This window comes from Thiothrix winogradskyi (genome assembly GCF_021650935.1).
GTDB classification, from domain to species: Bacteria; Pseudomonadota; Gammaproteobacteria; order Thiotrichales; family Thiotrichaceae; genus Thiothrix; species Thiothrix winogradskyi.
Genome location: NZ_CP091244.1, coordinates 4,266,446 through 4,291,537, shown reverse-complemented (window position 1 = coordinate 4,291,537; position 25,092 = coordinate 4,266,446). Strand labels below are relative to the sequence as shown.

Annotated in this window: 25 protein-coding genes; 8 read left to right on the top strand and 17 right to left on the bottom strand. The window is 49.6% G+C overall.

Annotated features, from left to right (window positions below):
* Positions 1 to 34: 34 nt before the first annotated feature.
* Positions 35 to 445 carry a hypothetical protein gene (locus L2Y54_RS21210; RefSeq protein ID WP_236498897.1) on the bottom strand — a complete coding sequence of 137 codons (411 nt, stop codon included), beginning with the start codon at positions 443 to 445 and terminating at the stop codon, positions 35 to 37.
* A 232-nt stretch (positions 446 to 677) separates the two neighbouring features.
* Between L2Y54_RS21210 and L2Y54_RS21205 the strand changes: the two genes are divergently transcribed.
* On the top strand, positions 678 to 3,680 hold the full coding sequence (locus L2Y54_RS21205; RefSeq protein WP_236498895.1) for an Ig-like domain-containing protein: 3,003 nt from the start codon (positions 678 to 680) through the stop codon (positions 3,678 to 3,680).
* 57 nt (positions 3,681 to 3,737) lie between these two features.
* On the opposite strand, the gene ubiB is transcribed toward L2Y54_RS21205, so the two are convergent.
* The 6 genes from ubiB to L2Y54_RS21175 all read right to left on the bottom strand — a co-directional run bounded on the left by ubiB (position 3,738) and on the right by L2Y54_RS21175 (position 9,450).
* Complete coding sequence (ubiB, locus tag L2Y54_RS21200) at positions 3,738 to 5,309, bottom strand: ubiquinone biosynthesis regulatory protein kinase UbiB (RefSeq protein WP_236498893.1); 1,572 nt, start codon at positions 5,307 to 5,309, stop codon at positions 3,738 to 3,740.
* A gap of 9 nt (positions 5,310 to 5,318) precedes the next feature.
* Entirely contained in the window at positions 5,319 to 6,926 is a 1,608-nt protein-coding gene (locus L2Y54_RS21195; RefSeq protein ID WP_236498891.1) for a hypothetical protein, read from the bottom strand.
* 37 nt (positions 6,927 to 6,963) lie between these two features.
* A complete protein-coding gene (locus L2Y54_RS21190) occupies positions 6,964 to 8,106 on the bottom strand; it encodes an ATP-binding protein (protein ID WP_236498890.1) in 1,143 nt (380 codons plus the stop codon).
* Between the two features lie 69 nt (positions 8,107 to 8,175).
* Entirely contained in the window at positions 8,176 to 8,742 is a 567-nt protein-coding gene (locus tag L2Y54_RS21185) for a DUF2058 domain-containing protein (protein WP_236498888.1), read from the bottom strand.
* Between the two features lie 44 nt (positions 8,743 to 8,786).
* On the bottom strand, positions 8,787 to 9,230 hold the full coding sequence (locus L2Y54_RS21180) for a PIN domain-containing protein (protein WP_236498887.1): 444 nt from the start codon (positions 9,228 to 9,230) through the stop codon (positions 8,787 to 8,789).
* A complete protein-coding gene (locus tag L2Y54_RS21175; protein WP_236498885.1) occupies positions 9,220 to 9,450 on the bottom strand; it encodes a DUF6364 family protein in 231 nt (76 codons plus the stop codon). The genes L2Y54_RS21180 and L2Y54_RS21175 overlap by 11 nt, the downstream gene beginning before the upstream one ends.
* A 215-nt stretch (positions 9,451 to 9,665) precedes the next feature.
* Between L2Y54_RS21175 and L2Y54_RS21170 the strand changes: the two genes are divergently transcribed.
* Complete coding sequence (locus L2Y54_RS21170) at positions 9,666 to 10,766, top strand: RNA-guided endonuclease InsQ/TnpB family protein (protein ID WP_236498883.1); 1,101 nt, start codon at positions 9,666 to 9,668, stop codon at positions 10,764 to 10,766.
* Positions 10,767 to 10,779: 13 nt separating this feature from the next.
* Here the strand turns inward: L2Y54_RS21170 and L2Y54_RS21165 are convergent, their stop codons facing one another.
* The 3 genes from L2Y54_RS21165 to L2Y54_RS21155 all read right to left on the bottom strand — a co-directional run bounded on the left by L2Y54_RS21165 (position 10,780) and on the right by L2Y54_RS21155 (position 12,537).
* Positions 10,780 to 11,880 carry a hypothetical protein gene (locus L2Y54_RS21165; RefSeq protein WP_236498881.1) on the bottom strand — a complete coding sequence of 367 codons (1,101 nt, stop codon included), beginning with the start codon at positions 11,878 to 11,880 and terminating at the stop codon, positions 10,780 to 10,782.
* A gap of 51 nt (positions 11,881 to 11,931) precedes the next feature.
* A complete protein-coding gene (locus L2Y54_RS21160) occupies positions 11,932 to 12,195 on the bottom strand; it encodes an RNA recognition motif domain-containing protein (RefSeq protein WP_202716129.1) in 264 nt (87 codons plus the stop codon).
* 138 nt (positions 12,196 to 12,333) lie between these two features.
* The gene (locus L2Y54_RS21155; RefSeq protein ID WP_236498879.1) at positions 12,334 to 12,537 is read right to left on the bottom strand and encodes a cold-shock protein; all 204 of its coding nucleotides are present in this window, start codon (positions 12,535 to 12,537) and stop codon (positions 12,334 to 12,336) included.
* A gap of 212 nt (positions 12,538 to 12,749) precedes the next feature.
* Here L2Y54_RS21155 and L2Y54_RS21150 point away from each other — a divergent pair, with 212 nt between their 5' ends.
* A complete protein-coding gene (locus tag L2Y54_RS21150) occupies positions 12,750 to 13,427 on the top strand; it encodes a cytochrome b/b6 domain-containing protein (RefSeq protein WP_236498877.1) in 678 nt (225 codons plus the stop codon).
* Here the strand turns inward: L2Y54_RS21150 and L2Y54_RS21145 are convergent.
* Positions 13,424 to 14,083, bottom strand: a complete 660-nt coding sequence (locus tag L2Y54_RS21145; RefSeq protein WP_236498875.1) for a ubiquinone biosynthesis accessory factor UbiJ — start codon at positions 14,081 to 14,083, stop codon at positions 13,424 to 13,426. The genes L2Y54_RS21150 and L2Y54_RS21145 overlap by 4 nt on opposite strands.
* A gap of 102 nt (positions 14,084 to 14,185) precedes the next feature.
* Between L2Y54_RS21145 and msrP the strand changes: the two genes are divergently transcribed.
* Together msrP and L2Y54_RS21135 are read left to right on the top strand one after the other, a co-directional pair.
* Positions 14,186 to 15,100: a protein-methionine-sulfoxide reductase catalytic subunit MsrP gene (msrP, locus tag L2Y54_RS21140; protein WP_236498873.1), complete on the top strand. Its 915-nt coding sequence runs from the start codon at positions 14,186 to 14,188 to the stop codon at positions 15,098 to 15,100.
* Positions 15,100 to 15,726 carry a protein-methionine-sulfoxide reductase heme-binding subunit MsrQ gene (locus L2Y54_RS21135; protein ID WP_236498872.1) on the top strand — a complete coding sequence of 209 codons (627 nt, stop codon included), beginning with the start codon at positions 15,100 to 15,102 and terminating at the stop codon, positions 15,724 to 15,726. The genes msrP and L2Y54_RS21135 overlap by 1 nt, the downstream gene beginning before the upstream one ends.
* Here L2Y54_RS21135 and L2Y54_RS21130 read toward each other — a convergent pair.
* From L2Y54_RS21130 to L2Y54_RS21115, 4 genes are read right to left on the bottom strand one after another with little or no spacing between them, the layout of a single operon-like run.
* Positions 15,701 to 16,753, bottom strand: coding sequence for an HD-GYP domain-containing protein (locus L2Y54_RS21130; protein WP_236498870.1), 1,053 nt, complete (start codon positions 16,751 to 16,753; stop codon positions 15,701 to 15,703). The genes L2Y54_RS21135 and L2Y54_RS21130 overlap by 26 nt on opposite strands.
* Positions 16,746 to 17,249, bottom strand: a complete 504-nt coding sequence (locus L2Y54_RS21125; protein ID WP_236498868.1) for a Rab family GTPase — start codon at positions 17,247 to 17,249, stop codon at positions 16,746 to 16,748. Before L2Y54_RS21125 ends, L2Y54_RS21130 begins: the two co-directional genes overlap by 8 nt.
* A gap of 17 nt (positions 17,250 to 17,266) precedes the next feature.
* Positions 17,267 to 18,742 carry an OmpA family protein gene (locus tag L2Y54_RS21120; protein ID WP_236498867.1) on the bottom strand — a complete coding sequence of 492 codons (1,476 nt, stop codon included), beginning with the start codon at positions 18,740 to 18,742 and terminating at the stop codon, positions 17,267 to 17,269.
* A gap of 3 nt (positions 18,743 to 18,745) precedes the next feature.
* Positions 18,746 to 19,264 carry a hypothetical protein gene (locus tag L2Y54_RS21115; RefSeq protein ID WP_236498865.1) on the bottom strand — a complete coding sequence of 173 codons (519 nt, stop codon included), beginning with the start codon at positions 19,262 to 19,264 and terminating at the stop codon, positions 18,746 to 18,748.
* A 179-nt stretch (positions 19,265 to 19,443) separates the two neighbouring features.
* Here L2Y54_RS21115 and L2Y54_RS21110 point away from each other — a divergent pair, with 179 nt between their 5' ends.
* The 3 genes from L2Y54_RS21110 (at position 19,444) to L2Y54_RS21100 (ending at position 24,093) form a co-directional block, all read left to right on the top strand.
* Positions 19,444 to 20,280 carry a CbbQ/NirQ/NorQ/GpvN family protein gene (locus L2Y54_RS21110; protein ID WP_311196214.1) on the top strand — a complete coding sequence of 279 codons (837 nt, stop codon included), beginning with the start codon at positions 19,444 to 19,446 and terminating at the stop codon, positions 20,278 to 20,280.
* A gap of 9 nt (positions 20,281 to 20,289) precedes the next feature.
* Positions 20,290 to 22,461: a nitric oxide reductase activation protein NorD gene (locus L2Y54_RS21105; RefSeq protein WP_236498863.1), complete on the top strand. Its 2,172-nt coding sequence runs from the start codon at positions 20,290 to 20,292 to the stop codon at positions 22,459 to 22,461.
* Positions 22,462 to 22,938: 477 nt separating this feature from the next.
* Positions 22,939 to 24,093 (top strand): hypothetical protein, encoded by a 1,155-nt coding sequence (locus L2Y54_RS21100; RefSeq protein ID WP_236498862.1) that lies wholly within the window; start codon positions 22,939 to 22,941, stop codon positions 24,091 to 24,093.
* 255 nt (positions 24,094 to 24,348) lie between these two features.
* Here the strand turns inward: L2Y54_RS21100 and L2Y54_RS21095 are convergent, their stop codons facing one another.
* Entirely contained in the window at positions 24,349 to 24,789 is a 441-nt protein-coding gene (locus tag L2Y54_RS21095) for a type II toxin-antitoxin system VapC family toxin (protein WP_236498860.1), read from the bottom strand.
* Positions 24,767 to 25,057: a hypothetical protein gene (locus L2Y54_RS21090; RefSeq protein ID WP_236498859.1), complete on the bottom strand. Its 291-nt coding sequence runs from the start codon at positions 25,055 to 25,057 to the stop codon at positions 24,767 to 24,769. Before L2Y54_RS21090 ends, L2Y54_RS21095 begins: the two co-directional genes overlap by 23 nt.
* Between the last annotated feature and the right edge of the window lie 35 nt (positions 25,058 to 25,092).

Below are 25,092 nucleotides of genomic sequence, written 5' to 3'. Positions count from 1 at the left end.
TCAAAAAATACTTGGCGTATTATGGCTTAAATAATTACCTTCCACCAATCGCTAGATCACGACGTGCGGCTGAAATGGTGATGGTGAAACCGGCAATAACATCTAAGAATGCCATGCCCGTCAAAATCAGAAAGACGGAATTGCCTGCCCAGGGGTAAATCAACCAAGCAGTCAGGTAAAAAATCAGTACAAATGTCGATAGCAAGTGATCGACGATGGTGGTTTCTGAGGTGCGGGTAGATTTGAATAATTCAACGTACAGGCAAAGCACGCCAAGTAACACCATCATGTCTCCCCAAGTGGGTTTCCATAGCGCACCGGATGGTAAGCGCAAGTGAAACAAAACGTGGTTCAAACCCTCAGGGAATAAGCTGGTTTTGACTGCCAGCCAGTAGATGAGCAGTACGATGCCGAAAAATGGAACGATTTGTATTATTTTTAACATAAGATCATTGAGACTCCATCTCCATACTTAGTGTGAGGAGTATAGACGAAGGGCTTTCCAGCGTCAGGCATAAAACACAAAATCAATGCAGTTTCAGTCTGTTGGCTAGGGATATAGCATGACCATACGTTCGTCGGAATATGTTGTGGTGTGTTTGCCACACGGAATATAGTGACTGCGATCATGTGACCCAATACCAATAATAAAGGCACGCAGACAGAGAGACATAACGATGAATAACAAAAAAACGCTTTCCCCTACATGGGCTATTTTGCCATTACTATTTTGTTCTGCCACTGTTCTCGCAGGAGACGGCGGGCATGACGGGTCGTATGGTCAAATTCCACCGCCGCCATCTGCCCCGTTAACCTTGGAAAGTGATGCAATTCCAGAGAATAATGCATTACCGGATGCGATGAGCCAAGCTCAGGATTTAGGTCAGCAAAGTGACGGATTTTTAGAAGATTCCACGGAAACCTCCAGCGTCAATACCGGCTATGTAGGCGGTAACACCCGCATTGGCATTGGTGTTGACACTGAACTCAAAGGCAAAGTGGAAGCCAGCCAAGTTTTCGGTAACACCGAGAGCAGCGCGACCATCGGTCAAGGCTATGTGGGTTTTAACCCCGATGCTGATGACGCTGCTGGCGAGGAAACCCTGACGGGGGCAGGTGCGAAGCTCAGCCATCACTGGGTGTCGGGTGATGCGAATAATCCTTCGCACGTTAATAAAGTGTTTGGTGCTTATGACCAAAATGAGCACAAAGATAAAAAAGCCACCTTGGGTTACGGTCAGGAAAACAGCACGTTGTTCTGGTCGGGGCATGTGAGCAAGGGCTTGTCCGATGGTCGTGCGACTACTACCCCCGGCGTCACTGAAAAAGCCTACGACCTTGGTGTCGGCGGACGTGTGGGCACTTTCCTGCCAGGGCAGGGGATGCGTGTGCAAGGCGGTGTGGACTATGAGTGGGCTAAAGATTTTGCCGATAGCGAAAAACGCCCGACGCAAACGACCCTGACAGGTGGTGTCGAAAAGTTTTTCCCCGATACCCCACATAGCGTGGGCGCGGAAGTGGAAGTCTATAAAAAAGCCGGTGGTGCAATGGCTTCCGAAGACGCGGAAGCACGCGGTGGCGTTTCCTACCGTTATGACATCGGCAGTGAAGCAGGTGTTTGGCAACCCGAACAGCGCTATCGCCGGATTCGCACGGAAATTCCGGGCGAACAAGTCAAGCAGCCGCCGAAAATTGAGCGCAAACTCGTTAAGAACACGATGGAACTGGAGTCTGATACCTTCTTCAAGCTCGACAGTGCTAAGTTGACCCCGGAAGCGCAAGAACGCATGAAAGCGGTTATCGGTCAGATTCGTGCATCGGGTTATGATGGCAATATCCGCATTACCGGCAATACCTGCGACAAAGGTTCAGACGCGCACAATCAGAGTTTGTCTGAGCGTCGTGCGAATGCCGTGCGTGATTTCATGATCAAAAACGGTTTCAGTGGTAATGAGTTGCTGGCGCAGGGTTTGGGTGAATCCCAGCCTAAATACCCGAATACCGATGCGGAAGGTCATAAAAACCGCCGCGTTGATATTGAATACGTCACTTACCAGAACGAATACAAAGATGAGGTGATTGAGCAGGGTGGCACTAGCATGACCGACCCGAAAGTCGTGTGGCGTAAGGAGCTGATTCCTGAACCACCACTGTGGGTACGTCAGGCATTGCGAAACACTGCTGATCATAAACAAACCGTGGATACCTACAAAACCACGGCAGGCACTGGCGGCGCTGTTACACCGAACGCGCCTGTTGCTGTCAATGACAGCGCTACGACTACCAGTGGTACGCCAGTTAGCATTCCAGTATTGACAAATGATACTGACCCGAACGGTGATGTATTGAGCATTTTGAGCTTTAATCAAGGTGCGAATGGCTCAGTGGTTCAAGTGGGTACTGACTTGGTGTATACACCTGTGGATGGCTTTACGGGTACTGATACCTTTACCTACGTGATTCGGGATCCGGCAAGCAACCAAAGCACGGCAACGGTCACGGTAACAGTTGGTGCGGCAAATCCGAATGCGCCTGTGGTTAAGGATGATACTGCTTCCACCACTACTGGCGAATCCGTCGATATTGATGTATTGGACAATGACCTTTCTCCGACAAATGCTACGCTGACGATTGGCGGTTACACTGCCCCTGCAAACGGTGAAGTCACGCAAAACGGTAATATTTTGACGTATATACCGAATCCGGGATTTGTTGGAACCGACACCTTTACTTATATTGCCACTGACCCAGACGGTAATCGTACTAACGCTACGGTGACAATTACCGTAACGGCAGGCGCAACCAATCCGAATGCACCGGTTGCCAATGCTGATCAGGTGGAAACAGTACAGGAAACCCCAGTGACTATTGCGGTGTTGGGCAATGACACGGATCCGAATGGCAATGCCTTGACGGTAACGGGTACGGGTGCTGCAACCAATGGAACTGTCGCGCAAAGTGGTAACAGCGTGATTTATACGCCGAATGCTGGTTTTACTGGTGATGATCAGTTTACCTACACGATTCGGGATACTGACGGCAATACCGCAACTGGCAACGTTTTTGTGCGTGTGAATGCGCCGGGTGGCAATCTGAATGCCCAAGCGGATTTGTATACCGTGGACATGAATAGCACGGCTAACTCGTTTGACGTGTTAAGCAATGACGATGTGCCTGCCGGTGGTAGTGTTACGATTACCATTATTGCCGGGCCAAGTCATGGTGCGGCTGGTGTTTCTGATGATCGGGTCGTCTACACGCCTGCCGCTGGGTATACCGGGGCGGATAAACTCACTTACCGTCTGACCGATAGCCGTGGTTACACGACTGAAACGGATGTGAATATTACCGTGAGCAGCACGACTAACCCCGGTAATCTGGCACCGAAAAATGATTACCTATTGATTGATCTCAACGATACTGTCACCAGAACCTTACCGGTACTGGCGAATGATACTGGCGAGGAGATGACGATTATTTCTGTCAGCACCCCGCGCTATGGTACGGCAGTGGTTAGCCCGGATGGCAAGTCGATTCGTTACACCTTGCGTGGTGGTTATTGCGCTGACCATGAGTTTACTTACATTGTCAAAGACAAGTACGGTAATCAGGCGCAGGCAACCGTGGTTGTTGATGTGGCTCCAGCCAACGTCAAAGACCCGAACGCACCACCGGCGTAAGTTCATTAAACCCATGCGTTAAGCAAGCCGCTCTGGAAACAGGGCGGCTTTTTTGCGTTAGCGGTAAGCGTTGAAGATTTGCACTGCCACAAAAACGAGGATACCGGTGATGATCAGGGTTTGATTGATACGTTGCGAACGGCGCATTTCTTGGCGCAAGGCTTCGAGTTGCTGCGATTCCCACTGCATTTTGAGCTTTTGTTGGGTAGTTTGCTGCATAATGTCGTGCAACATATTCGGCATGTACGGCAAGTTTTCGAGGAGCTTGGGCAGATTGACTTTCACGCCGTTGAACAAGGCGCGGACACCGACTTGTTCATCCATCCAGCGTTCAATAAAGGGTTTGGCGGTCGACCACAAATCGAGATCGGGGTAAAGCTGGCGACCTAAGCCTTCGATATTCAGCAAGGTTTTTTGCAGCAAAACCAATTGCGGCTGCACTTCCATATTAAAACGCCGTGCTGTCTGGAACAGGCGCAGCAAAAATTGCCCAAAAGAGATGTCTTTAATCGGCAAATTGAAAATCGGTTCGCACACCGAACGGATGGCTGATTCAAATTCGTCGACCCGCGTGGTGGGTGGAACCCAACCGGATTCCACATGCAATTCCGCGACCCGTTTGTAATCGCGCTGGAAAAAGGCGTAGAAGTTTTCCGCGAGATAACGTTTGTCAGCGGGGGAGAGCGTGCCGACGATGCCGAAATCCACCGCGATGTATTGCGGTTCGTTAGGGTTGGACGCATTGACGAAAATATTGCCGGGGTGCATGTCGGCGTGGAAAAAGTTGTGGCGGAAGACTTGGGTGAAAAACACTTCCACGCCCAATTCGCCGAGCCGCTTGAAGTTGATATTGTGTGCTTTGAGCTGGTCGATGTCGCCGACGGGGATGCCGTAAATTCGTTCCATCACCATCACATTGGGGTGGGTGTAATCCCAGTAAATTTCCGGCACGTACAGGGTGGTGCTGCCCTCGAAATTGCGGCGGATTTGGCTGGCGTTGGCGGCTTCGCGCATCAAATCGAGTTCGTCGAAAATGGTCTTTTCGTATTCAGCGACCACTTCCACCGGGCGTAGGCGGCGGGCTTCTTTCCAATAGCGTTGCAGCAAACCCGCCATCATGTACATCAGTTCCACGTCTTGGCTGATGGTTTTTTCAATGCCGGGGCGCAATACTTTTACGACGACTTCTTTGCCATCCCACAATTGTGCGGCGTGGACTTGGGCGATGGAAGCGGATGCCATTGGGTCAGTTTCAAAGCGTTTGAAGACTTCGGTAACGGATTTGCCGTAAGCCTTTTCGATCATTTTCCGCGCTTCGAGGCTGGAAAACGGCGGCACGCGGTCTTGCAAACGGGTCAATTCGGCGGCGATGTCGTCTGGTAGTAAGTCACGTCGTGTGGAGAGCATTTGCCCGAATTTGATGAAAATCGGCCCCAAGTCTTCGAGCGCCCGGCGGATACGTTCGCCGCGTGGGCGGGTTTCTTGCTTGCCCCAATTCCAGGGCAGAATGTGATAGATAAACGCGACTGGGCGCATGAAGGGAATGCGGAACACGAGTTCGTCCAAGCCGTGGCGGATAAAGACACGGTTGATCGTCCACAGGCGGAGGATGCGGGTGAAGGGTTTCATGCTCGACGTTTAACCTTTTTGCTTGCTAGGCGCTTTCATAGTGCGCAAGCGTGACTGTATCGCATCATCAATCACTTTCTTACCGAAAATGAGAGAAATTTCATGCAGTATGTCGGGGTGGGTAAGTTCTTTCCATACCTTGAACGTAAAGGCATCAAATACAAATCCATCACTGCGTTGCTGGAATATCCAAATTCCACGAGCATCTGCTAATGTTAATGATTGAGCTTGTAGGCGTAGGGCATAGGATTTTGCTTGCAGAAAAGCATCTTTCAATTCTTTGGGTGAGCTAATGCGGAATTTGCATTCGAGTACCGAAATAGCGCTTTCCTCGCCCGATTTGAGATCACAACCGAGTACGTAGTCGGGGTAGTTGCGTTGTCCGCGTCCCATTCTAACAGGGAGTTGTCTAACCCAATCGGTTACTGTGAAACCTAATTTTAACAACAACGGTTCAAGTAATTGGGTTTCGACATCCCGTTCATTGTTCAATGTCAAATCGCCGAAAGTGAGTTCGCTGGGGGCGATGGGAAGTAGGGTTGTATCAAAACCTGTTTGTTTAATGAGTCCGCAAATGGCTTGGTATTCTTCTAGGCTTAGTGCGCTACCGCTACGCCCTTGAAAATGGGCTTTTACAGCAGGAGAAGCACCGAGCAACGGGTCTTGAGCGAATGTTTTAAACGTGATGGGGGGTATTTTGAGAGGATGCCCGACTCTGATGCTATTGTAGTAATAGAAAAAAGGATCGTTAAAGCCATCATCCACGACACGCCAAATAGAGTGAAGGTAGCTACGTGGTGAAGAACACCACATTAATACGATGTCACCACGCCGCGCTTCTAAGTTGCCTTGCCAAAAACTGATGGATTTTTCATTGGCTTCATCTAAGTATTCAAAGTCAACGCTGTTGCCAATGGAAAACCAAACACGGGATGCTTCGGGTAATGAATTGGTATTTGCTAACTTGACATTTTTTGGTGCGAAGTCATATAAAAAAGCGTTCAATTCCTCAGGGGAAAGACCATGTTCATGGCGAAATGCTTGAAATACTCGATTAATTTCAAGATAGTACAGAGCACGTTCACGCTTTTGTTGCTTGGTAGGTTCATCGGGTAGAGTAATGCCAAAAAAATGACAGATTTTTGTGAGATGATCAAAACGTTTGATAAAAAAATAGGGGATGAAGTAATCAGAATGAGCGGTATGTAAGCCCGCTGATAGCCCTGTAATAGTAGTAAAAACTTGTCGATAAACTGTATTGTCTTCAAGCCCACCGCCTATTAAAACGAACCATTGATTTTCCTCCCCAACATTGACAGGTATTTCCCAGCCATCATCTACCATTTCGATAAATAGTTCATCGGCTTCTTTGCTGTCATTGATAAGAATATCTTCTGTGAATTCATGAAGTAAGTTATTCAGATTGACTGAGAGAATGTCTGATTCTCCATCCTCAATATTTTCAAACCCGAAAACTTCAGCGGTAAATTCCAACTCTTGGCGTATGTCACCCGTATTATCAAGTACCTTCCAATGTTCCGTGATGTCACGTTTGATGGCAGCCCGACCTTCTGGTGAATTACGGTACAAATCCCAAATATAGCGGTTGAATTGCATAATAGTTGTTAGCCCTGTGAATGGTGAAGTGTGGAAGTCATGCCAAGCCAATAAATGCTTCAAAATTGTCGGGATCGACACGCATGGTTACACAGTCGGGGTAAGCATTCGTGAATGTGACAGGGAACTTTGCTTTGGCTTTAGGATTCCACTTGAATTCCCATGCGTGGAGTTTGCCGCCGCTGTCTTCGAGGTAGTCGATCTCTTGCTGTTGGGTGGTGCGCCAAAAGTAACGCCGCGTGAAAAAAAGATTTTGTTGGTAGGACAGGTATTTCATACGTTCACTAATCAGGAAATTTTCCCAGAGTGCACCTACGTCAGTACGTGATTCCAGTGGGTTGAAGTTATTGATCAGCGCATTGCGAATGCCATTGTCGAAAAAGTAGATTTTGCGCCCCTTTTTAATTTCATTGCGGTGATTACCACTGTAAGCGGGCAGGCGAAACAGCACATAGGCTTTTTCTAACAGGTCGATATATTTCTCAACTGTATGAATATTGGTATCGGTGAGCTGTGCCAGTTCGTTGAAAGACACTTCTGAGCCGACTTGTAGGGCAACGGCTTTGACCAATTTATCCAGCAGTTGGGGTTTGCGCACACCTTCTAAACTGAGCAAGTCTTTGTAGAGGTAGCTACTCGTGAGTGATTTCAATACTTGTGCGCTATTACCTTCACTGAGTGCATTGATAACATCGGGGTAATAACCGTAAATCAGGCGGTGTGGCAGGAGGCGTTTTTCAGCAAACCAGCCATGATGTTCAACCATTTCGACAAACGATAGCGGGTACAGTTCGTATTCAAATTTACGCCCCGTGAGCGGCTCATTAATTTTGCTAGCAAGCTCAAACGCTGATGAACCCGTTGCAATCACTTGAATATGGGGTAATTGATCGGTGAATAATTTTAGGGTTAGCCCGATATTTTCGATGCGCTGTGCTTCGTCAATAAAAACAATTTTGTGATTGCCGACCAAGGCGGCTAGGCGTGTAGAGGTGGTGTTCGCAAGTATTTCTCGCATATCAGGCTCATCACCATTGAACTTCATGACAGGTATGGCGAGATTTTCCAGCAACGTTTGTACTAGCGTAGTTTTGCCGACTTGTCGTGACCCCATGAGCAAGATGGCTTTGCCTTTGAACAGCTTGCTTTGTATTTCCGCGAGGAGTTGCCTGTTGATCATCTGGTACTTCTTGAATCGTAATTCATGAATAGTATGATATTTCTGAATTACGATTCAAGAAAAAAGTGCTTACCACATCAAATCGTCGGGGATTTTGAAATCGGCGTAAGGGTCGTCTTCCACTACGGCGGTCTCAGTGCTGCCCGCATTTTGCACCAAAATACAGGTGGCATCGCGTTGCGCAATTTTCTCAGCAATTTGGCGTGGCACGAGTTCGTAGCCGTCGCCTAATTTCACCAGCACGATAATGCCGTAGGCGAGTTGGTCTTGCAGGGTTTTAGTCAGGTAAATCTTTTTGATTTTGCTGCCATCGGCGAATTGGTAGGCAAGGTCGCCGCGCTGACGGTCGATACGGTTGATGTCGATCAGTTGCTTAATTTGCGCTTGAATGGCTTTTTTCTCAGCCTGTTCGCGCTGTTGGCGGTTGAGTTCTTTGGAACGCTCGGCTTTTTCCTGCAAGACTTTTTCGGCTAACAGCTTGGCTTCATCCACCACGACTTCGCCGGTTTTTTTTGCTTGTTTTTGGGCTTTGGCAGTTTTTTGGTGGGCTTGCTTGCGCTGTTCTTGTTCGATTTTCGCGGCTTTGGTTTTGTCGATCAAGCCAGCATTGAGGAGTTGGTCTTTGAGTGATGCCATGTGTAAATATCCATCGGGTGAACGGTTATTAGGTAAGGTATCTGCTACGGTGTTAGCAGCGACAAGTCACTGAGAAACGGGTTAATGATGGTCATATTACCGATTTGTTGTTCATGCTGCATGTCTTCACTCAAGACGTAGGTGCAATCCTGAATCTGGGCAGCGGATAAGATCAACGAATCCCACCATGAGAAACGGTGGCGCTCCTGTATTAGCCAAGCATTTTCTATCACTGTACTGTCCACAGGGAGGGGATTCCACAGCAATAGATTGCGGATGTCGGCTTGTGCTTCGGGTCTGGATAAACCTGGTTTGAGCCGTTGTGTTACCGTGACATAAAATTCATTCAAGGTTTGAAAGCTAATTCTGCCGGAGCGTTGTTGCCATAGCACAGCAAGCCATTGCAAGGCGATAGCTTGCTTGTCCTCTTCAGATTTGTCCCGCGAATAGACCAGAATATTGGTATCGACAAACGCCTTAACGCTCATAAAGGGACTCCCTACTAGGGTAGCGTTCGCCTTTGGGTTTTAATGCGCTGGGTGTGCGGGCAAGGAATTGCTGCATGGCTGCTTGATAGCCGTTTTCTTCGTGCATACGTCGGCGCAGCAGATTACCCAGCAATTGGGAAATACTGGTATTTTGTTTGGCTGCCCAAACACGCACCCATTGGGCGACTTCATCATCAAGGGTTACAGTAACGTTTTTCATCACACAAACTCCGTGCTACACGAATTTAGTGTTTATTATGGCAAATTTGTTGAGAGCTTGTCTTGTGAAAAAAGTGGAGAGGCGTTATGACAATTTTATCCGTAATCGCGTAAAACCTCGTCCTTCAGGGCGGGGATATAAGCGTCTTCGGCTACCTCTGATGAAGAGTCATCCATTCAGTGGTTTTTTGTCGTAATGCCGCTACACTCTACCCCATGAAACCCATCACCACCACCTTGAAAACGCTCAAAGTTCGCATCCGCGACAAACACGCGCCGGTATTGCGCCAATGGGCGTTTGAGTGCAATCAAGTGTGGAATTCCGCCAATGCCTACAGCGCAGAATACAGCAATATCCCCATTCCCGGCGTGGGTTGGATACGCAGCAATATCACCGCTTTCGATTTAGCCAAACAACAGGCAGCATACAAAAAAGAACGCGGCTTCACGCTGCATTCGCAAACGGTACAAGAAGTCACCGAAGCCCACGCGAAAGCACGAAAACAATTCACAAAAGACAAATTACGCTGGCGGATTTCCGGTGGATCCAAACGTTCACTGGGTTGGATTCCCTTCAAATCCGGGGCAGCGGTGTGGAAAGATGGGCAAGTCCGCTACAACAAACACTTTTTCAAGGTGTGGGATAGCTACGGCTTGTCACAATACGCCTTCCGTTCTGGCTCGTTTTCCGAAGATGCACGGGGTCGGTGGTATTTCAATGTTGTGGTACAAGTTGAAGTTGCACCTCACGACAGCAGGAGTGCGATTGGCATTGATCTTGGGTTAAAAACCACTGCCACCTGTAGTGACGGCACCGTACTGGAACGCCAGCAGCGTTACCGCAACCTTGAAGTGAAACTCGGCAAAGCCCAACGCGCCAAGCAAAAACGGCGGGTGAAAGCGCTTCACGCCAAAATCAAACACCAACGCAAGGACGATACCCATAAATTCACTACCGCACTGGTGCAGCAGCACGGTGCAATATTCGTCGGCAACGTCAATAGTGCTGGCTTGGCAAAAACCACGATGGCGAAAAGCGTCCTGGATGCAGGCTGGTTCATATTGAAGACACAACTGAAATACAAAGCGATAGCGCGGTCAGTGGTGTTTGCAGAAGTCAACGAAGCGTACAGTACCCAGACGTGTTCGTGTTGTGGAAGCATTTCCGCCAACAGTCCGAAAGGTAGGGCGGGTCTTGGAATAAGGGAATGGCGTTGTGCCGACTGTGGCACGCTGCATGACAGAGATGTCAATGCAGCCCGTAACATTCTCGCGGCTGGGCATAGCCGTCTCGCAGGAGGAATCCCCTTCCTTTAGGGAGGGGAGGATGTCAACGGGGTTTCAGAATAGGCAACGGTTCCCACGTAATGAATGGCGTGATCCGCCGTTTGAACCTGCCGAGATCGTCATAATGCAGGACATCAAACACGTCCTGCTCTTTGCCGAAGTGTTGGTTGGCACGATGTAGCGATGCGTAAGCGGGGACAAGGCCGATATTGTCTTGTGCCAGCAGGCGTTTACGCACACCTTCTGGATTGGCAATGGTTATCGGCAAGTTGGCTGCGTGAATCGCGAGCAACATTTGCAGCGTTTCCACCATGCGACTGATGGCTTCACCGCGTAATTCAACCTTGAAACCTGTTTGTTGGTAAGGCGGGCGTGTGACCGATAGGTTTATGTGGGTGGTATTGCCGCCGCGCTTGATTTCCCACGGATGACCACCGACTTTTTTCAGCGGGTGCTTGCCGTCGATCCAGTCGGCAAAGGCTTGTGGTGAATCCGGGGCGATGTCCAGCAACCCTTCGTGGCGTCCATCTGCGTAGCGGGCATACATTTCTCGCCCTGATAAAGATTCGTCGATGTTTTCGTCCTGACATTTAGCGGCGAGATAGGCAATTTTGCAATAGTGAAAATAGTCAGCAGCAGTCATGGTTGTTAGTTGAGTGTTTTGCTGCTGATGGAAAAAGCCTTCTTCGACCAGCCTGACAACAGTCATGGTGTTCGTTTCACCCAGTTCCTTATCGAGTTGGTAAATCGTTGGAAGTGAGGCACGGATCAGGGCATTGGGTACGATGCCGTAGCGATAGCGCAATGGATATTCAAGCTGGATTCTTTTGTTAGCTTTTATCCAGTCTTTGCGGACAACTCGTAACCATTGACGGGCTGCGGTGAGCAGGGTTTCCCATGTTGTCTTTCCTGGCTGGCGCGTTGTCTGTTTTACATCCTTGCCCAGTTCGATTTCCAGTCCACCACTGTCGCCGCTGATATGGGTGATGTAGTAGGTTTGCCGATATTGGTTGATGTGTAGGTGGTGCCATGTTTCCTGACCCTCAGGAAACAGGATATTCCATACCCGATCGGTGCTGGAAAGGGTGTGGGCGAAACTATCCAGCTCTTTCAGGAAGGTGGCAGCTAGATGTGTTAGTTCCATAGAGAATGCTCTAAAAATCGGGGTGAGACCCCCGAATCGGTGAAACTTTGCTTAGCGGCGACCGCGCCCTTTGGCTTTAGGCTTGTCATCGGTGACTTTGAGCGGGTTATCGAGGAAGGTTTTGCCATTCAAGCCTGCCATGACGGCACGCGCTTCGTGACCTTCCATGTCGATCAGGGCGAAACCTTTGCATTTGCCGCTGAAAATATCGCGGGGCATTTCCAGTTTGCGGATCGTGCCGTATTCGGCGAGGAGTTCGCGCAGTTCTTTTTCTGTCGCCTGTGGCGCAATATTGCCAATGAAGAGTGTTTTCATAGTGATGTTCCCGAATGCTGGGGTGAATGGGCGGGTTGAGTAAGGCTAATACTCAATGGAAAAACGGGCTGATGTCCAGATGCCGCCGTGCGGTAGGGAAATCAGCCCGGTTGCTGAATGAGCGCTAGGCTTGAAAGCTTACTTGGGAACGACGTTGCTCGCTTGCGGGCCTTTGTTGCCTTTTTCTACGTTGAAGCTGACGGGTTGACCTTCTGCCAAGGTTTTGAAGCCTGAGCTTTGGATCGCGCTGACGTGAACAAATACGTCTGGGCCGCCGTCGTCTTGAGAAATAAAGCCGAAACCTTTCGTGTCGTTAAACCATTTTACTTTGCCTGTAGCCATGATGAATTTCCTTTAAAAAACAGGTGTATGAGAGTGTTGTGCTTACAGGTAACAGGGGAGATATTCGTGAAGTAACCGGGAGGAACTGTTGAAACTGCCAGGGTAATCGCTGTAGCTGTTGCGAGGGTAGGCTAATCGCCCGCCGAATGCCACTATTATTTTGGATTCCTGTTAGACTGGGCATTTAAGCTTAAGCTGCCAGTGAGGCTGAAATGCAACAAGAAACGATACGTTATGTGTTGGTGTGGTCGGGGTGGGTGCGCCTAGCTCACGCGCTGATTGCTGCTGGAGTGCTGTTTTTATTGGCAAGTGCATGTGCATTGCAACAGGGCGTGGTGGATCCTGAATTCTGGCGTGATTGGCACATGATTGTGGGGCAATTGGTGCTGGTTGCGGTGGTGGGGCGGGTTATTTTACTGTTTTTGTTGCCCGGCACTGCGAATTGGCGTGCGTTTCTGCCGGATAAGGCGCAATGGGCAGCCATGAGGCAAATGGCGTTGTTTTATCTGAGCTTTGCGCGGTTTCCCTTGCCCAATTGGTATGGGCATAACCCGTTTTGGCGGGTGATCTACCCGCTGTTTTGGTTGGTGTTGCTGGTGTGTGCGGTGACGGGCTTATTTTATAACGCGCCGTATCAATTCTTGGGAATGTCGATGTTTGGGCTGCACGGCGGTTTGGCGAGCCTGATTCTGTGGTTTACCCTGGCGCATGTGGTGGCAGTGGTATTGCATGACTTGAAAGGTAAGGGTGCGAGTATCTCTGGAATTATCAATGGCTACCGTTATTTTCATGTGGAAACACCCGTCGCTGCTGTGAAGCCGCCGCCTTCAGGCAAAGCTTCCATCACGCATGTTTCCATTGCGAGCATTCAGAAGCCGCCTAAACCTTAAATTCTTGCTCCCTTCACCCCTTGCGGGGGAAGGGCTGGGGATGGGGGGCTTTCCAGCCGTTTGAGCCGCGCTTCTAAGCGATCAGCATCCATCCGCAGCGTATCGACTTCATCCAGATACCTGCGGATTTCGGCTTCAGCGGGCAATAATCGCGCTTCTTCCTGCAAATATTCTTGGGTATTCAAACGCATCGCGTGGGCGGAATCGTCCAGCCAACCTTTGGTATCGCGTGCCAATTGCCCCATTTGGTGTGCAATCACATCGCCGACTGCGCGTGACAGCAGTTCTTCCCAATCCACGTCAATTTCGCGCAAGATTTGGCTGAAGCGGTTGCCCAAGCCCATGTCGCCGTCGATTTTAATGCCGTTGGCTAACATGGCTTTGCCGGTATCTTCCGCAGCGGATAAGCGCATCAATGCCAGTGCCGAGCCGTGAATGGTGACATCGGGTTCGGCTGCATACTCCGTGGTCACACGTACAGTGTCATCCGTGGGCAGAAAATACAGTTGGAGGTCAGGGTTGCTGATGTGTAAGCAAATCAGCTTGCCTTGCAAGGTTTGCAACCGTGCCAACGCATTGCCCTGGCTGGCTTTATCCAGTTTCAACCAAGCATTGAAGGCGGTTTCGAGTGTGGCAGTCAGGGCGGCAAATAGCATGGCAAACTCCTCTCAGTGAGCGGTTAGCATAACGTATCCGCGTGGTTATTTGCATCTAAACTCCGCTTTGGTGCGTAATAGCAGAAACAAGGAGGGATCAGCATGTTAATCAAACGCCCATTCGATCTGACAGACAACGACGTGACCGACTACGCGCTTTACCAGCGGCGGCGGGATTTTTTGAAAACATTGGGGGGAATGGCTTTGCTGGGGGCAGGCGGTTTGCCCTTACTGGCACAGGCGAAATCGCCGTTTTCGATCACTGATGAGCCAACCCCTTACGAAGACATTATTTCGTACAACAATTTTATTGAATTAGCTCAGGGTAAGACCGCTCCAGCAAAACGTGCCGATAAGCTGCGTACCAGCCCTTGGTCGGTGGCGGTGGATGGCGAATGCGCCAAACCCGGCAAACTGTCGCTGGAAGACATCCTCAAGCAGAATCCGACCGAAGAGCGCATTTACAGCCTGCGTTGTGTGGAAGGCTGGTCGATGGTGATTCCTTGGTTGGGTTTTCCGTTGGCGGATTTACTGAAACGGTTTGAACCGACGTCCAAAGCCAAATTTGTACGCTTTGAAACCTTGTATGACCCTGAACAAATGCCGGGGCAAAAAGACCGCAGCTACGATTGGCCGTATGTGGAAGGTTTACGTATTGACGAAGCCATGCACCCGTTGACCCTGATGGCAACCGGTTTGTACGGTAAAAACCTGCCGGGGCAAAACGGTGCACCGTTGCGTTTGGTCGTGCCGTGGAAATACGGTTTCAAAAGTGCCAAATCCATTGTGCGTATTAGTTTTGTCGAGCAAATGCCAACCTCGTTGTGGATGGCAACCGTGCCGGATGAGTACGGTTTCTACGCCAACGTCAACCCAGAAGTTAGCCATCCGCGTTGGAGTCAGCGTAAAGAACGCCGTATTGGTGAATTCCGTAAACGCGATACATTGATGTTTAATGGTTACGCTGATCAGGTCGCCAGCCTGTATAGCAGCATGGATTTGCGGGAAAATTTCTGATGCAGATTCGTGAGCCGTATTTCAGCAAGGTCTTCAAGCCGGTTGTGTTTGTACTGGCATTGCTGCCGTTAGCCCTGTTAGGTTGGGGCGTGTGGCAAGACACGCTGGGGGCAAACCCGATTGAAACGATTACGCGCAGTTTGGGGGAGTGGACATTGCGATTTTTGTTGCTAACGTTATTGCTCTCGACACTGCGGCGGGCAACAGGCTGGGTTCAAGGGATACGCTTGCGGCGTATGCTTGGTCTGTTTGCCTTTTTTTACGGCGTGTTGCATTTACTGAGTTACTTGTGGCTTGACCAGTTTTTTGATTGGGCGGAAATTTGGTATGACATTGTGGAGCGCCCCTTCATTACGGTGGGGATGTTGGCGTTTGTGTTGATGACGCCCTTGGCGTTAACGTCGTTTAAAGCCGCAATCCGCAAGCTAGGGCGCAACTGGCAAGGGCTGCACACACTGATTTACCCCTTAACCGCGTTGGGCGTGTTGCACTTTTGGTGGTTGGCAGACAGCAAAGCACGCACGGATATGCCGCTGATTTATACGGTACTGCTGGCAGTATTGCTGGGCGAACGCTTGTGGCGCTGGTCTGTTCCACGATTTAGTAAGATACCAGTAACTCATTAATTTCGTTCACTTCCTGACGAATTCGGCGCATTACCGGCAATAAGCCTAAAAATACCTCAAACAGTTTGGCATCCAAATGTGAGCCGGTCATGCTGCCCATGAGTTCCAGCGCTTCGGCTTCACTGAGCGCTTTTTTGTAAACCCGCTCGTGTACCAAGGCATCGTAAATATCGACGATGGCAGTGATTCGCGCCGAAACGGGGATTTCTTCGCCCATCAGCCCGCGAGGGTAGCCGGAACCGTCCCATTTTTCGTGGTGGCACAGTGCAATATCGGCGGCCATGTCGAGTACCGGGATGTGGGAGTCATGCAGCATTTTTGCGCCAATTTCGGTGTGGCGTTTCATAATGGCGAATTCGGTGTCGGTGAGTTTGCCTTTTTTCAGCAAGATACGGTCGGGAATGCCGATTTTGCCAATGTCATGCATGGGGGCAGCAATGCGAATGTCGTCAATCTGTTGGGTTTCCCAGCCCAAGGCTTTGCCCATCGCGGCGGCGTATAAGCCAATGCGTTTGACGTGTGCGCCGGTTTCTTCGTCGCGGTAACTGGTGAGGCTAACCAGTTTGATGGCGATTTCTTCTTCGCGCTGTTTGATTTTGAGGGTGCGTTTTTGGACTTCGTTTTCGAGTTTTTCTTGGGTGAGCAAGCCTTCGCGGAGTTGTTGCAGGTGGCTGACTTCTTTGCGGTATTTTTCACCTAGGTTGTTGAGCAGCAATACCGCTTGCCCGTTCATCCATAAGGCGTTGGCTTCTAGGGCGAGTTCATTGCCGAGTTCGTCGATTTCTACCCAAACACCGGAGGATAGCGGGGTGGTGTTCCGCGCTTGCCAATGTCGTTCGGCATCGTCGATAAAACAAGTCAGGTAGGGGAAGGCGTCGGTCAGCGAGCATTCAGCCGCAGCGGATTGCCCCAAGAAAAACACCAGCCAGTCAGGCATGTGGGTGATAAGCTGAAAAGATTCGCGGTTGCGCTGGCAGAATACCGCAATATTCAGTGAGGTACAGATACTGGCGAGGAGCTTATCCATGTTGATCTCCTGATTGTTCGAGCAGTTTCAGGAACATGCTGTCAACGCCTACATTCTGTTTGGCGCTGGTTTCGACGATAGGGTGTCCTAATTGATGCAGGTGCTGGTGTTGGGGGGCTTCGAGCTGCCAGGTGGGTTTCAGGTCGGCTTTGTTGAGTGCAAATACCGCTGGCAAGTCACCAACCGTGGTTTTTACCATGTTATGGATGGCGAGTGCGGTTTCATACGAATGCGGGCGAGTGGGGTCAATCACGATAATGTAGCCGGACATGCCGCGCAAATACGCGGTGCGGATGCTGGTGAAGTCGTCTTCCCCGGCAATATCCCACAGCATGAGGGAATAAGTGTTGCCGTTAAATTCAAGCTGCTTTTTGTCGATTTTGACGCCAACGGTGGTGAGGTATTTGTCACTGAATAAGCTGTCAACGTAGCGGCGGATCAGGCTGGTCTTGCCAACTGAGAAGGAGCCTAACAGGCATATTTTTTGCTGGATCATGGTTTCCCTCTCTGGTGTTAGTAAAGGCTGACGCGGTAATGGGCGCTGCGTTCGTTTTTCTGCAAGTCGCTGGGCAACCCCGGATGCTGTGCGCCATAAGCGACGAGTATGAAGGCAGGAACACCTGAGGTTATCAGGGCGGTGCGTAAGTTGTCAGCACGTTGTTGCGCCAATTGACGATTGAGCGTGTCATTGCCGCTGCCATCCACGTTGCCGACAATCATGACTTGCGGGGTTTTGCCCATGCGTTGCGCTGTTTGCAGCAGTTCGCCGAGGTGTTTGCCGAGTGCAATAAGGGCGGGGTGTTGGGGGGTAACTTCCGCTGTGGCTTTTTCAAACGGGTAGCTGGCGGTTTCTATCTGCCGGGTGAGCGTGCTCAATGTCGCGGTATCGGCGGCGATTTGTTGTGCGCTGCGCTGCTGTTGCTGGGTTTGTTGCTCAAGCAGGGTTTGCAGGGACGTTTGCACGGTGGCGTATTGGGTTTGCTGCTGTGCTAACTGTTCGCGTAATGTTTGCAACGTGGCTTGTTGCGCTTGTTCTTCCAGCGCTTGTTGCTGTGCCAGTGCTACTTGGGCTTGTTGGTATTGGTAAACCCACCAGCCGAGTGCACCCGCGATGGTGGCAAGTAACAGGTATGCTAACCAAGGCGGGCGTTTTTCCTGCTGTTTTTGCTTTTTGATGAGGCAATGATGCAGCAATGGCTCTGTGCCGGTAAACGCGCTGGCATCGCCTTGATAATCTTGTAGGGGCTGACGGTATTGTTGGTGAATGGTTTCCACAGTTTCGGCGAGCAGTGTGCGTAATTCAGCGGGTACTGTGCCGCGTATGACGACGGCTAGTACCGCGTGTGGACTGTGTTCGATCAAGACAGTGAGTTCACCCAGACGCAGGGTGTCGAGCGTGTCTTCGCCAGCGACGGCGAAGGAGTCTTTGATGAAGTCCTGAATGGCGGTCAACATGCCGGAGATGATTTCCGGGTCTTTGCTGGTGACATTTTCGGAAACCACATGCTGTAACAGCAAGCCGGTGTCATGGTGTATCAGGAAGACTTGTTCCACCTGATAAACCAAGGTGCGCAGCATGGCAATTTGCGCATACGACTGCCCGGTACGCCATGCATCCAAGCGCCAGCGCCATGAACGTACCGAGAGGCTTTGTTCGAGCAGGCGGTTGAAATCTTCCAGCGCTTCATTCAGGGCTTGTTGGATGGATTTGCGGATGGCAGGCCCCATGACGGGGTAAAGCACATCAGCAAAGCGCTTGGGGTCGCTGCTGATGGCGTGGCTCATTGCACGCTCAACCGTTGGAGCTAACGCTGTGGATACGCCGCCATCGTGTGCTTCGCGGTGTTGCAGCGCTTCGGCAATGATGCTGGCAACACTGGCACTGTAGCGTTCCGAGTTTTCAAATTGCGCTTTTAATGCCAGCAGGGCATCGTAGTCCTTGCCGAACAGTAACTGGCGTAGTTGTGAAATATCGGGCGTGCCTTGCATGGCTTATGCCTTGTCACCTGCCAGTTGATGGCTGAGGTTGTCGAGTAAGGAGGCGAGCATTTTGCGGTCGGCTTTGTCTTGGCGCAATTGTTCTGCCGCTTGCTTTATTTGCGTCAGCAAGTCTTCTCGCTGTTCTTCCATGATTTGGCTGAGCAGTTTGGATTCTTCGCTAATGCGCTCATTCAGTGTGGTTTCGCTGCTGTGCAGTTGGCGTTGCAGGCTTTCTATGCCTTTGCTGCTGTGCTCGAAATGTTTGCGGGCAGTCGCGGTGTCTGCCATGCGGGCTTTGGCTTCCTGATCCAGCAAGTCTTGCAGCATGTGGATTTCGTGGTTGACGCTATCCATGTTTTTGCGCATTTCGTCGCGCACGGAATTCGTCCACACTTTGACGAAACGTTCGAGATTGGCTAAGCGCTTTTCGTTTTCACGCGCTTGTTCGCCAAACAGGATGTTACGCACCATGTCGAGATTTTTGTCTTGAACGGGCGGTGCAAAGTCGAGATCTGCTTCTGTTGTAGTCATTAGGGTAGCCCTTGTTTTTATTATTGGGAATGCCCACGACCTTAGCATTAGCGCGATGCGGTCGCCAGTTTTCCTGATATTTGGTTAACTCCCTTAGTATCTGTCACAGAATAACCGTACAACGCTAGGTGCTGTTATTATCGTGCGATCTCGATGTCAAGCAACCACAGGAGTCCATAGTGGAGAATACCGCTAATGCCCATAATCATGCCCTCATTCACGATCCGTCAACCTATCTCATTGAAAAAGAGCCGTATTACGTCCCCGTAAACAATGAGATCACGCTGTTTGAAGCCGCTTATGACAACCATTTGCCCTTGCTGTTGAAAGGTCCGACGGGCTGCGGCAAAACCCGTTTCATGGAATACATGGCCTGGCGGTTGCGCCGCCCGATGATTACGGTGTCGTGCCACGATGATTTGACGACTTCCGATTTGGTGGGGCGTTATTTGGTGAAAAACGGCGAAACGGTGTGGGTCGATGGCCCGTTAACGCGAGCGGTGCGTTCCGGCGGTATTTGTTACCTCGATGAAATTGTCGAGGCGCGGAAGGATACGATGGTGGTGATTCATCCACTGGCGGATGATCGGCGCATTATGCCGATTGAAAAACTGGGGCAATTGTTGGAAGCACCGGACAGTTTTTGTCTGGCGATTTCTTACAACCCCGGCTACCAGAGTGTGTTGAAGGAATTGAAGCAATCCACCCGCCAGCGTTTCGTTGCCATCGAATTCGATTACCCGAAACCGGCGTTAGAACGCGAAATCATTATGCACGAAACCGGGTTAGCTCCCGCCGTGACCGATAAATTGCTGAAACTCGCCGAAATGACCCGCAATTTGAAAGACAACGGTTTGGAAGAAGGTGCATCCACCCGTTTGTTGGTACACGCGGGCAAGCTGATTTCCAAAGGCGTAGAGCCGCGTGCGGCGTGTCAGGGGGCGATTGCGCTGGCATTGACGGATGACCGCGACATGATTGCGGCGATTAACGAACTGATTGGCGCACTATTCTAGGAGACGGGTTTGAAAGCAACGGAGCAACCCTATGCTTACGCCACTTTGCTGGAGCGGCTTGAGGAACTGTATGAGGTCGAGTTTACTTGGCTGAAAGTCGAGCAGCTTGTGCAAGGCTTGGTCAATTTGGATCGGAATACGCAAGATTTCATCCTCGGTTGGGCAGAGCGTTTGCTAACCACCAATGTTTACATTAGTCACGAATTTATTATTCGGGTGGTGGAGGCGTTGGATCGGTTGGAACGGCGCGTGATCGAAGCGTGGGCAGTTCATGCGGCTGATACTTTTGACCAGCAGGGGTTGCGCCCGGCGTTGGCGGTCATTCAACAGGTCGATAGTTTTTTGGAAAGCGCTCATGCCCACGCGGAAGGGGTTGCTTTTGATGAAGTGGAGTCGATTTTGTCGACTTTTGTGTGTGGTTTGTCGGGGCGGTGGCTGAAATTGGCGCAAGGCGAGTCTGTGTACACCGACAGTGAAACGCTGTATTTACCAAACATTACCGCGAAATTGGTCAAATCCAAGGATAATTTCCTGTTGTGCAAGGCGCAGGTGGCGTTTATGTGGGCGCAGACGCGCTTTGGCAGTTTTCGGGTGGATTTTGCGACGGCATTTGCGGATTACCCTGATCGGGAACAGGCGTTGGCGGCGTTTCATGCGTTGGATACCTTGCGGCTGGAAGCGTACATGGAACGTGAGTTGCCGGGGTTGTGGCGTGATATGCAGCGGATTGAGCGTTTGCGCTTGGATGAAATGCGGGAAGAGGGCGTACACGGGGGTACGCCCCTACAGGCGGCTTGGGAAACGTGTCGGGGGGTATTGCATACACCCTCTGCGACGGTTGAGGATGTGTTGGCGTTAGTGCCGCAGGTGTTGGGGTTGCCGATTCCGCAGCCGGTGTATCAGACTAGGTTGAATCCTGAGGCTGTGACGGCTTGTATGTTGGCGCGGATGGAGCGGGAGAAGATTTTATTGCGGGTGAAACTCGCGGAGTTGGTTAAGGAACACAAGGAAGAAACCCCTCCCGACCTCCCCTTGTCAGGGGAGGTACAAGAGAAGAAGGAGGTTGCGCCGCCGGAGTTTGAGATGCGTGAGGTGCAAGAGGGGCAGGGCATGGAGTTGGTGCTGGATGATAAGCCGATTGCACCGCCGGAAGACGTGAAGCAGTTGCTAACCTCGATTATGTTGGATTGGGGGGATGTGCCGCCGGAATTTTTGGTGCCTGCGGGGGATGGAGAATACGATCCGTCCTTGTACCAAAAAGAAGAAAAAGACATTGAGGATGTGTGGAAAGGCATTTACCACGAAGAGGGGGCGTTTTTGTACCGCGAGTGGGATTTTGCCCGCCAGCATTACCGCAAAAACTGGTGCGTATTGCGTGAATTGGAATTGCCCCCCGGTGATCCGGCGTATGTGGACAAGGTGCTGGATAAGTATCAGGGCATGATCAAGCATTTGCGGCGTACCTTCGAGGCGATGCGCGATGAAAACCGTTTGCTGAAACGCCAATCGCAAGGCGATGACGTGGATATTGATGCGCTGGTGGAAGCACTCGCGGATAGTCGTGACGGCAGCGAAATGAGCGACAAGCTGTTTCAACACATGCACCGAGCAGATCGCAGCATGGCGGTGATGTTCATGGTCGATATGAGCGGCAGCACTAAGGGTTGGATCAATGATGCCGAACGCGAAGCCTTGGTGATGTTGTGCGAAGTGTTGGAAAAGCTGGGTGACAGTTATGCGATTTACGGCTTTTCGGGGATTGGGCGCAAGCGTTGCGAAATTTACCGCATTAAGGCGTTTGACGATTTGTATAACAGCGCCACCAAAGCGCGGATTGCAGGAATTGTGCCGAAAGATTACACCCGTTTGGGGGTGGCGATTCGCCATTTGACCGAAAAGCTGAATACGGTGGAGGCGAAAACCCGCTTGCTGATTACGCTCTCTGATGGCAAGCCGGAAGATTATTTCGACATCTACAATACGCAGTATGGGATTGAGGATACGCGCCAAGCCTTGTTTGAAGCACGGCGCACGGGGATTCATCCGTTTTGTATTACGATTGATCAGCGCGGCAAGGATTACTTGCCGCACATGTACGGTCACGCCAATTGGGTGGAGATTGATGATGTGAAAAAGTTGCCGTTGAAGGTGGCGGATATTTACCGGCGGCTGACTTCTTGATTTTGAATTTGCCCATAGCGTAAGAATCATAGCGGTAAGAATTATTACAGTTAATGATTTTTACGCTAATTTTTCCATATAAAATTGACGATCTGCTTCAGCAAGGAATATTTCGCTGCGGTTATTGCCGCGCACAATGAAATACTGCGGCTGACTGAAACGGGGTAACGCGCAATGATAGTATGTGGGAGCAGCGGATAAGGGTTGAAATGCATTGGTTTACTTTTTAAAATCAATCGAATCTGACATTCTTTGATGTCTATTTTGTGGGGCTTGTGTAAGATAAATGGGCATGTTTTTTTGTATTAATACTTTTTTTGTGATAGTGATCACTTTTTATTTGTGTGGTTTTTGTTAAAATTTGTGGTATTGGGGCGATTGTGATCAGTGATGGCTTTGAGTATTTTTTAGATTATTTTCTATATAAGATTCTTTGAATAAAATTAATAAAACGCTTTAACGTTAGAGGAATTCAAGATGTTTAAACTTCCCTTTAAACTTGCTTTGTTAATGCTGGCTGTTGTTTCTGCTGGTATCCTCTGGCAACAAACACAACTTTTGGTTTTAGCACTGACGCGTATTGATCCGCTTCCAGATGCTCGTGCCATGCTGGCAGAAGAACGATATGCCGAGGCTGCGGATTATTTGAGCTTTTTTATGAATTATGAGTATGTTAGTCAAAATTCAGAAGCACAGTCATTATATCAAGAGATTTCAAGTAAACGTGAAAGTTGGAGTTATCAGCTAGATAAACTGGGAGAAGGGCTACTATCTGGCACAAGTGATGAAACAATCGGTAAAGTGGCGGGAGTGGCGACTGATTTTTTTGTTATTGGCGACATCCGTGACTTAGCAGAGCAAGGAGTTAATCTTGCACAAGGCGAAGAAGTCGATGAAATTCTTGTTGCCTTAGCAACGCTTGGAGTTGTTGCCAGCACTGCGCAAGTAGCCAGTGGAGCTGGGACGGTAGCCACTGGCGGTGTTGCAGCGCCCTCAGTAGTCGGAAGCACTGTTGTTAAAAGCGGACTTATCGCACTTAAAACAGCTAAAAAGCTTGGAAAATTACCTCCTTGGTTAGGGAAAACAATTGTTAAAACAGCGAAAACTGCAAAGCAATCAAAAAGTCTTGAAGAATTAACTGGTTTTATTGGTGATGTAAATTCACTTGCTAATACACGTGGCGGATTTAAATTAATAGGGAATGCAGAAAATGCTGCTGATCTCCGACGTATGGCAAAATTTGCCGATGCCTTTGGATCTCATAGCGCAACAATTTATCATATTGGTGGTAGTGTGGCTGTTGATGTTGCGCAACGATCAGATAAATTAGGTAATGAAACAATTAAGTTAGCCACAACCTTTGGTCAAGGTGGTTTAAAATTACTTGATGATGTTGGTGCATTAAAATTTACTAAATTCGCGAGCCGTGGAACTAAAATAGCCTATAAAGGCGATTTTTTTGATTTGCTAGTAAAGCTTTTACTCATGGTGCCAACGTGGCTTTTATATTTTTTCGTGATTTTTGGTGCTGTTGTATGGATTCCTCGGCGAATGTTCTCTGCACTTGGTCGACAGCTTTATCATGGTTCTCAGAAACCATCTAAAGTGATAAATAGTCCGAAAGTAACTTAACAAGTTGCTTCAAACGAAGCAGGTTTCGCTTTCGCTAATTGTCTCGACTGTGACAATGAAAAGCCAAACTCGATTGATTTGTCATAAACGTCAGGAGTCGACCACACCAATCTTGAACTAAGATTCTCAGGATGAAAAGATTACCAAGAGCGGGCAGGACTGTTTCTGCCGATCCTTTCATCCTGAAAATTCTAGTTCAGATACAACAATCGGTAGCATGGGGGCGATTTTTCCTCACCAGTAATCAGGCGTGAATCATGGTAATAACAGGTTGTGGAATGGCTTGTGCTGTTTCCAGCGGTAAGTCCCAAAATCGCGCTGGTCTGTGGAGAAAATACGCCCATGACCTAATTCCTCTGCAAGAATAACCAAGGAAGCATCCGCCAAGTCCATTGGTAAGTTGGCATATTGGCGCATAAGTGCTTGAACACGCCCAAAATGTTGCTGTTGTAAGTCGAAGATGCGCGTTATGCCCATTTCCAACCCGTGCAAGAAGGCTTGTTGCTTATCAAAGCCCGCATCGCGGTATAACAAATAGGTGGTTTCTGTAATCACTGCACTGGTAGTAATCAATACATCGGTATTATCGGTAAAGGCTTGGAGCGCCCTCGCATGGTGTTTGTCGTTCTTATTGCCAAGGGCAACCCAAAAGCCAGTGTCCACCAAAGTAGAACTATTGTGCAGGGTATTTAGCATCCAGTGCCTCACGTACATACACCTTGTAATGACTGGATAAGTCGCTAGAACCTGCAAAGCAGCCGATAAAACCACTTTTCAACAGCGCTTCTTTCTGCTGCCGCGCTTCTTGATGAATGTGTGCAGCATAAAAGCGCAGTGCCATCTTAATGATGTCGGTGCTTGTGCTATGAGTGACTTGTTGCAGAAACTTCAAGTCACTTTCACTTTGTTCATCTAGTCTGGCATTGACGCGCATGTTGATTTTCTCCGTCTTACATTGTGTCATACAACTATGCAATGAATGTAAAGCCGTGTCAATTA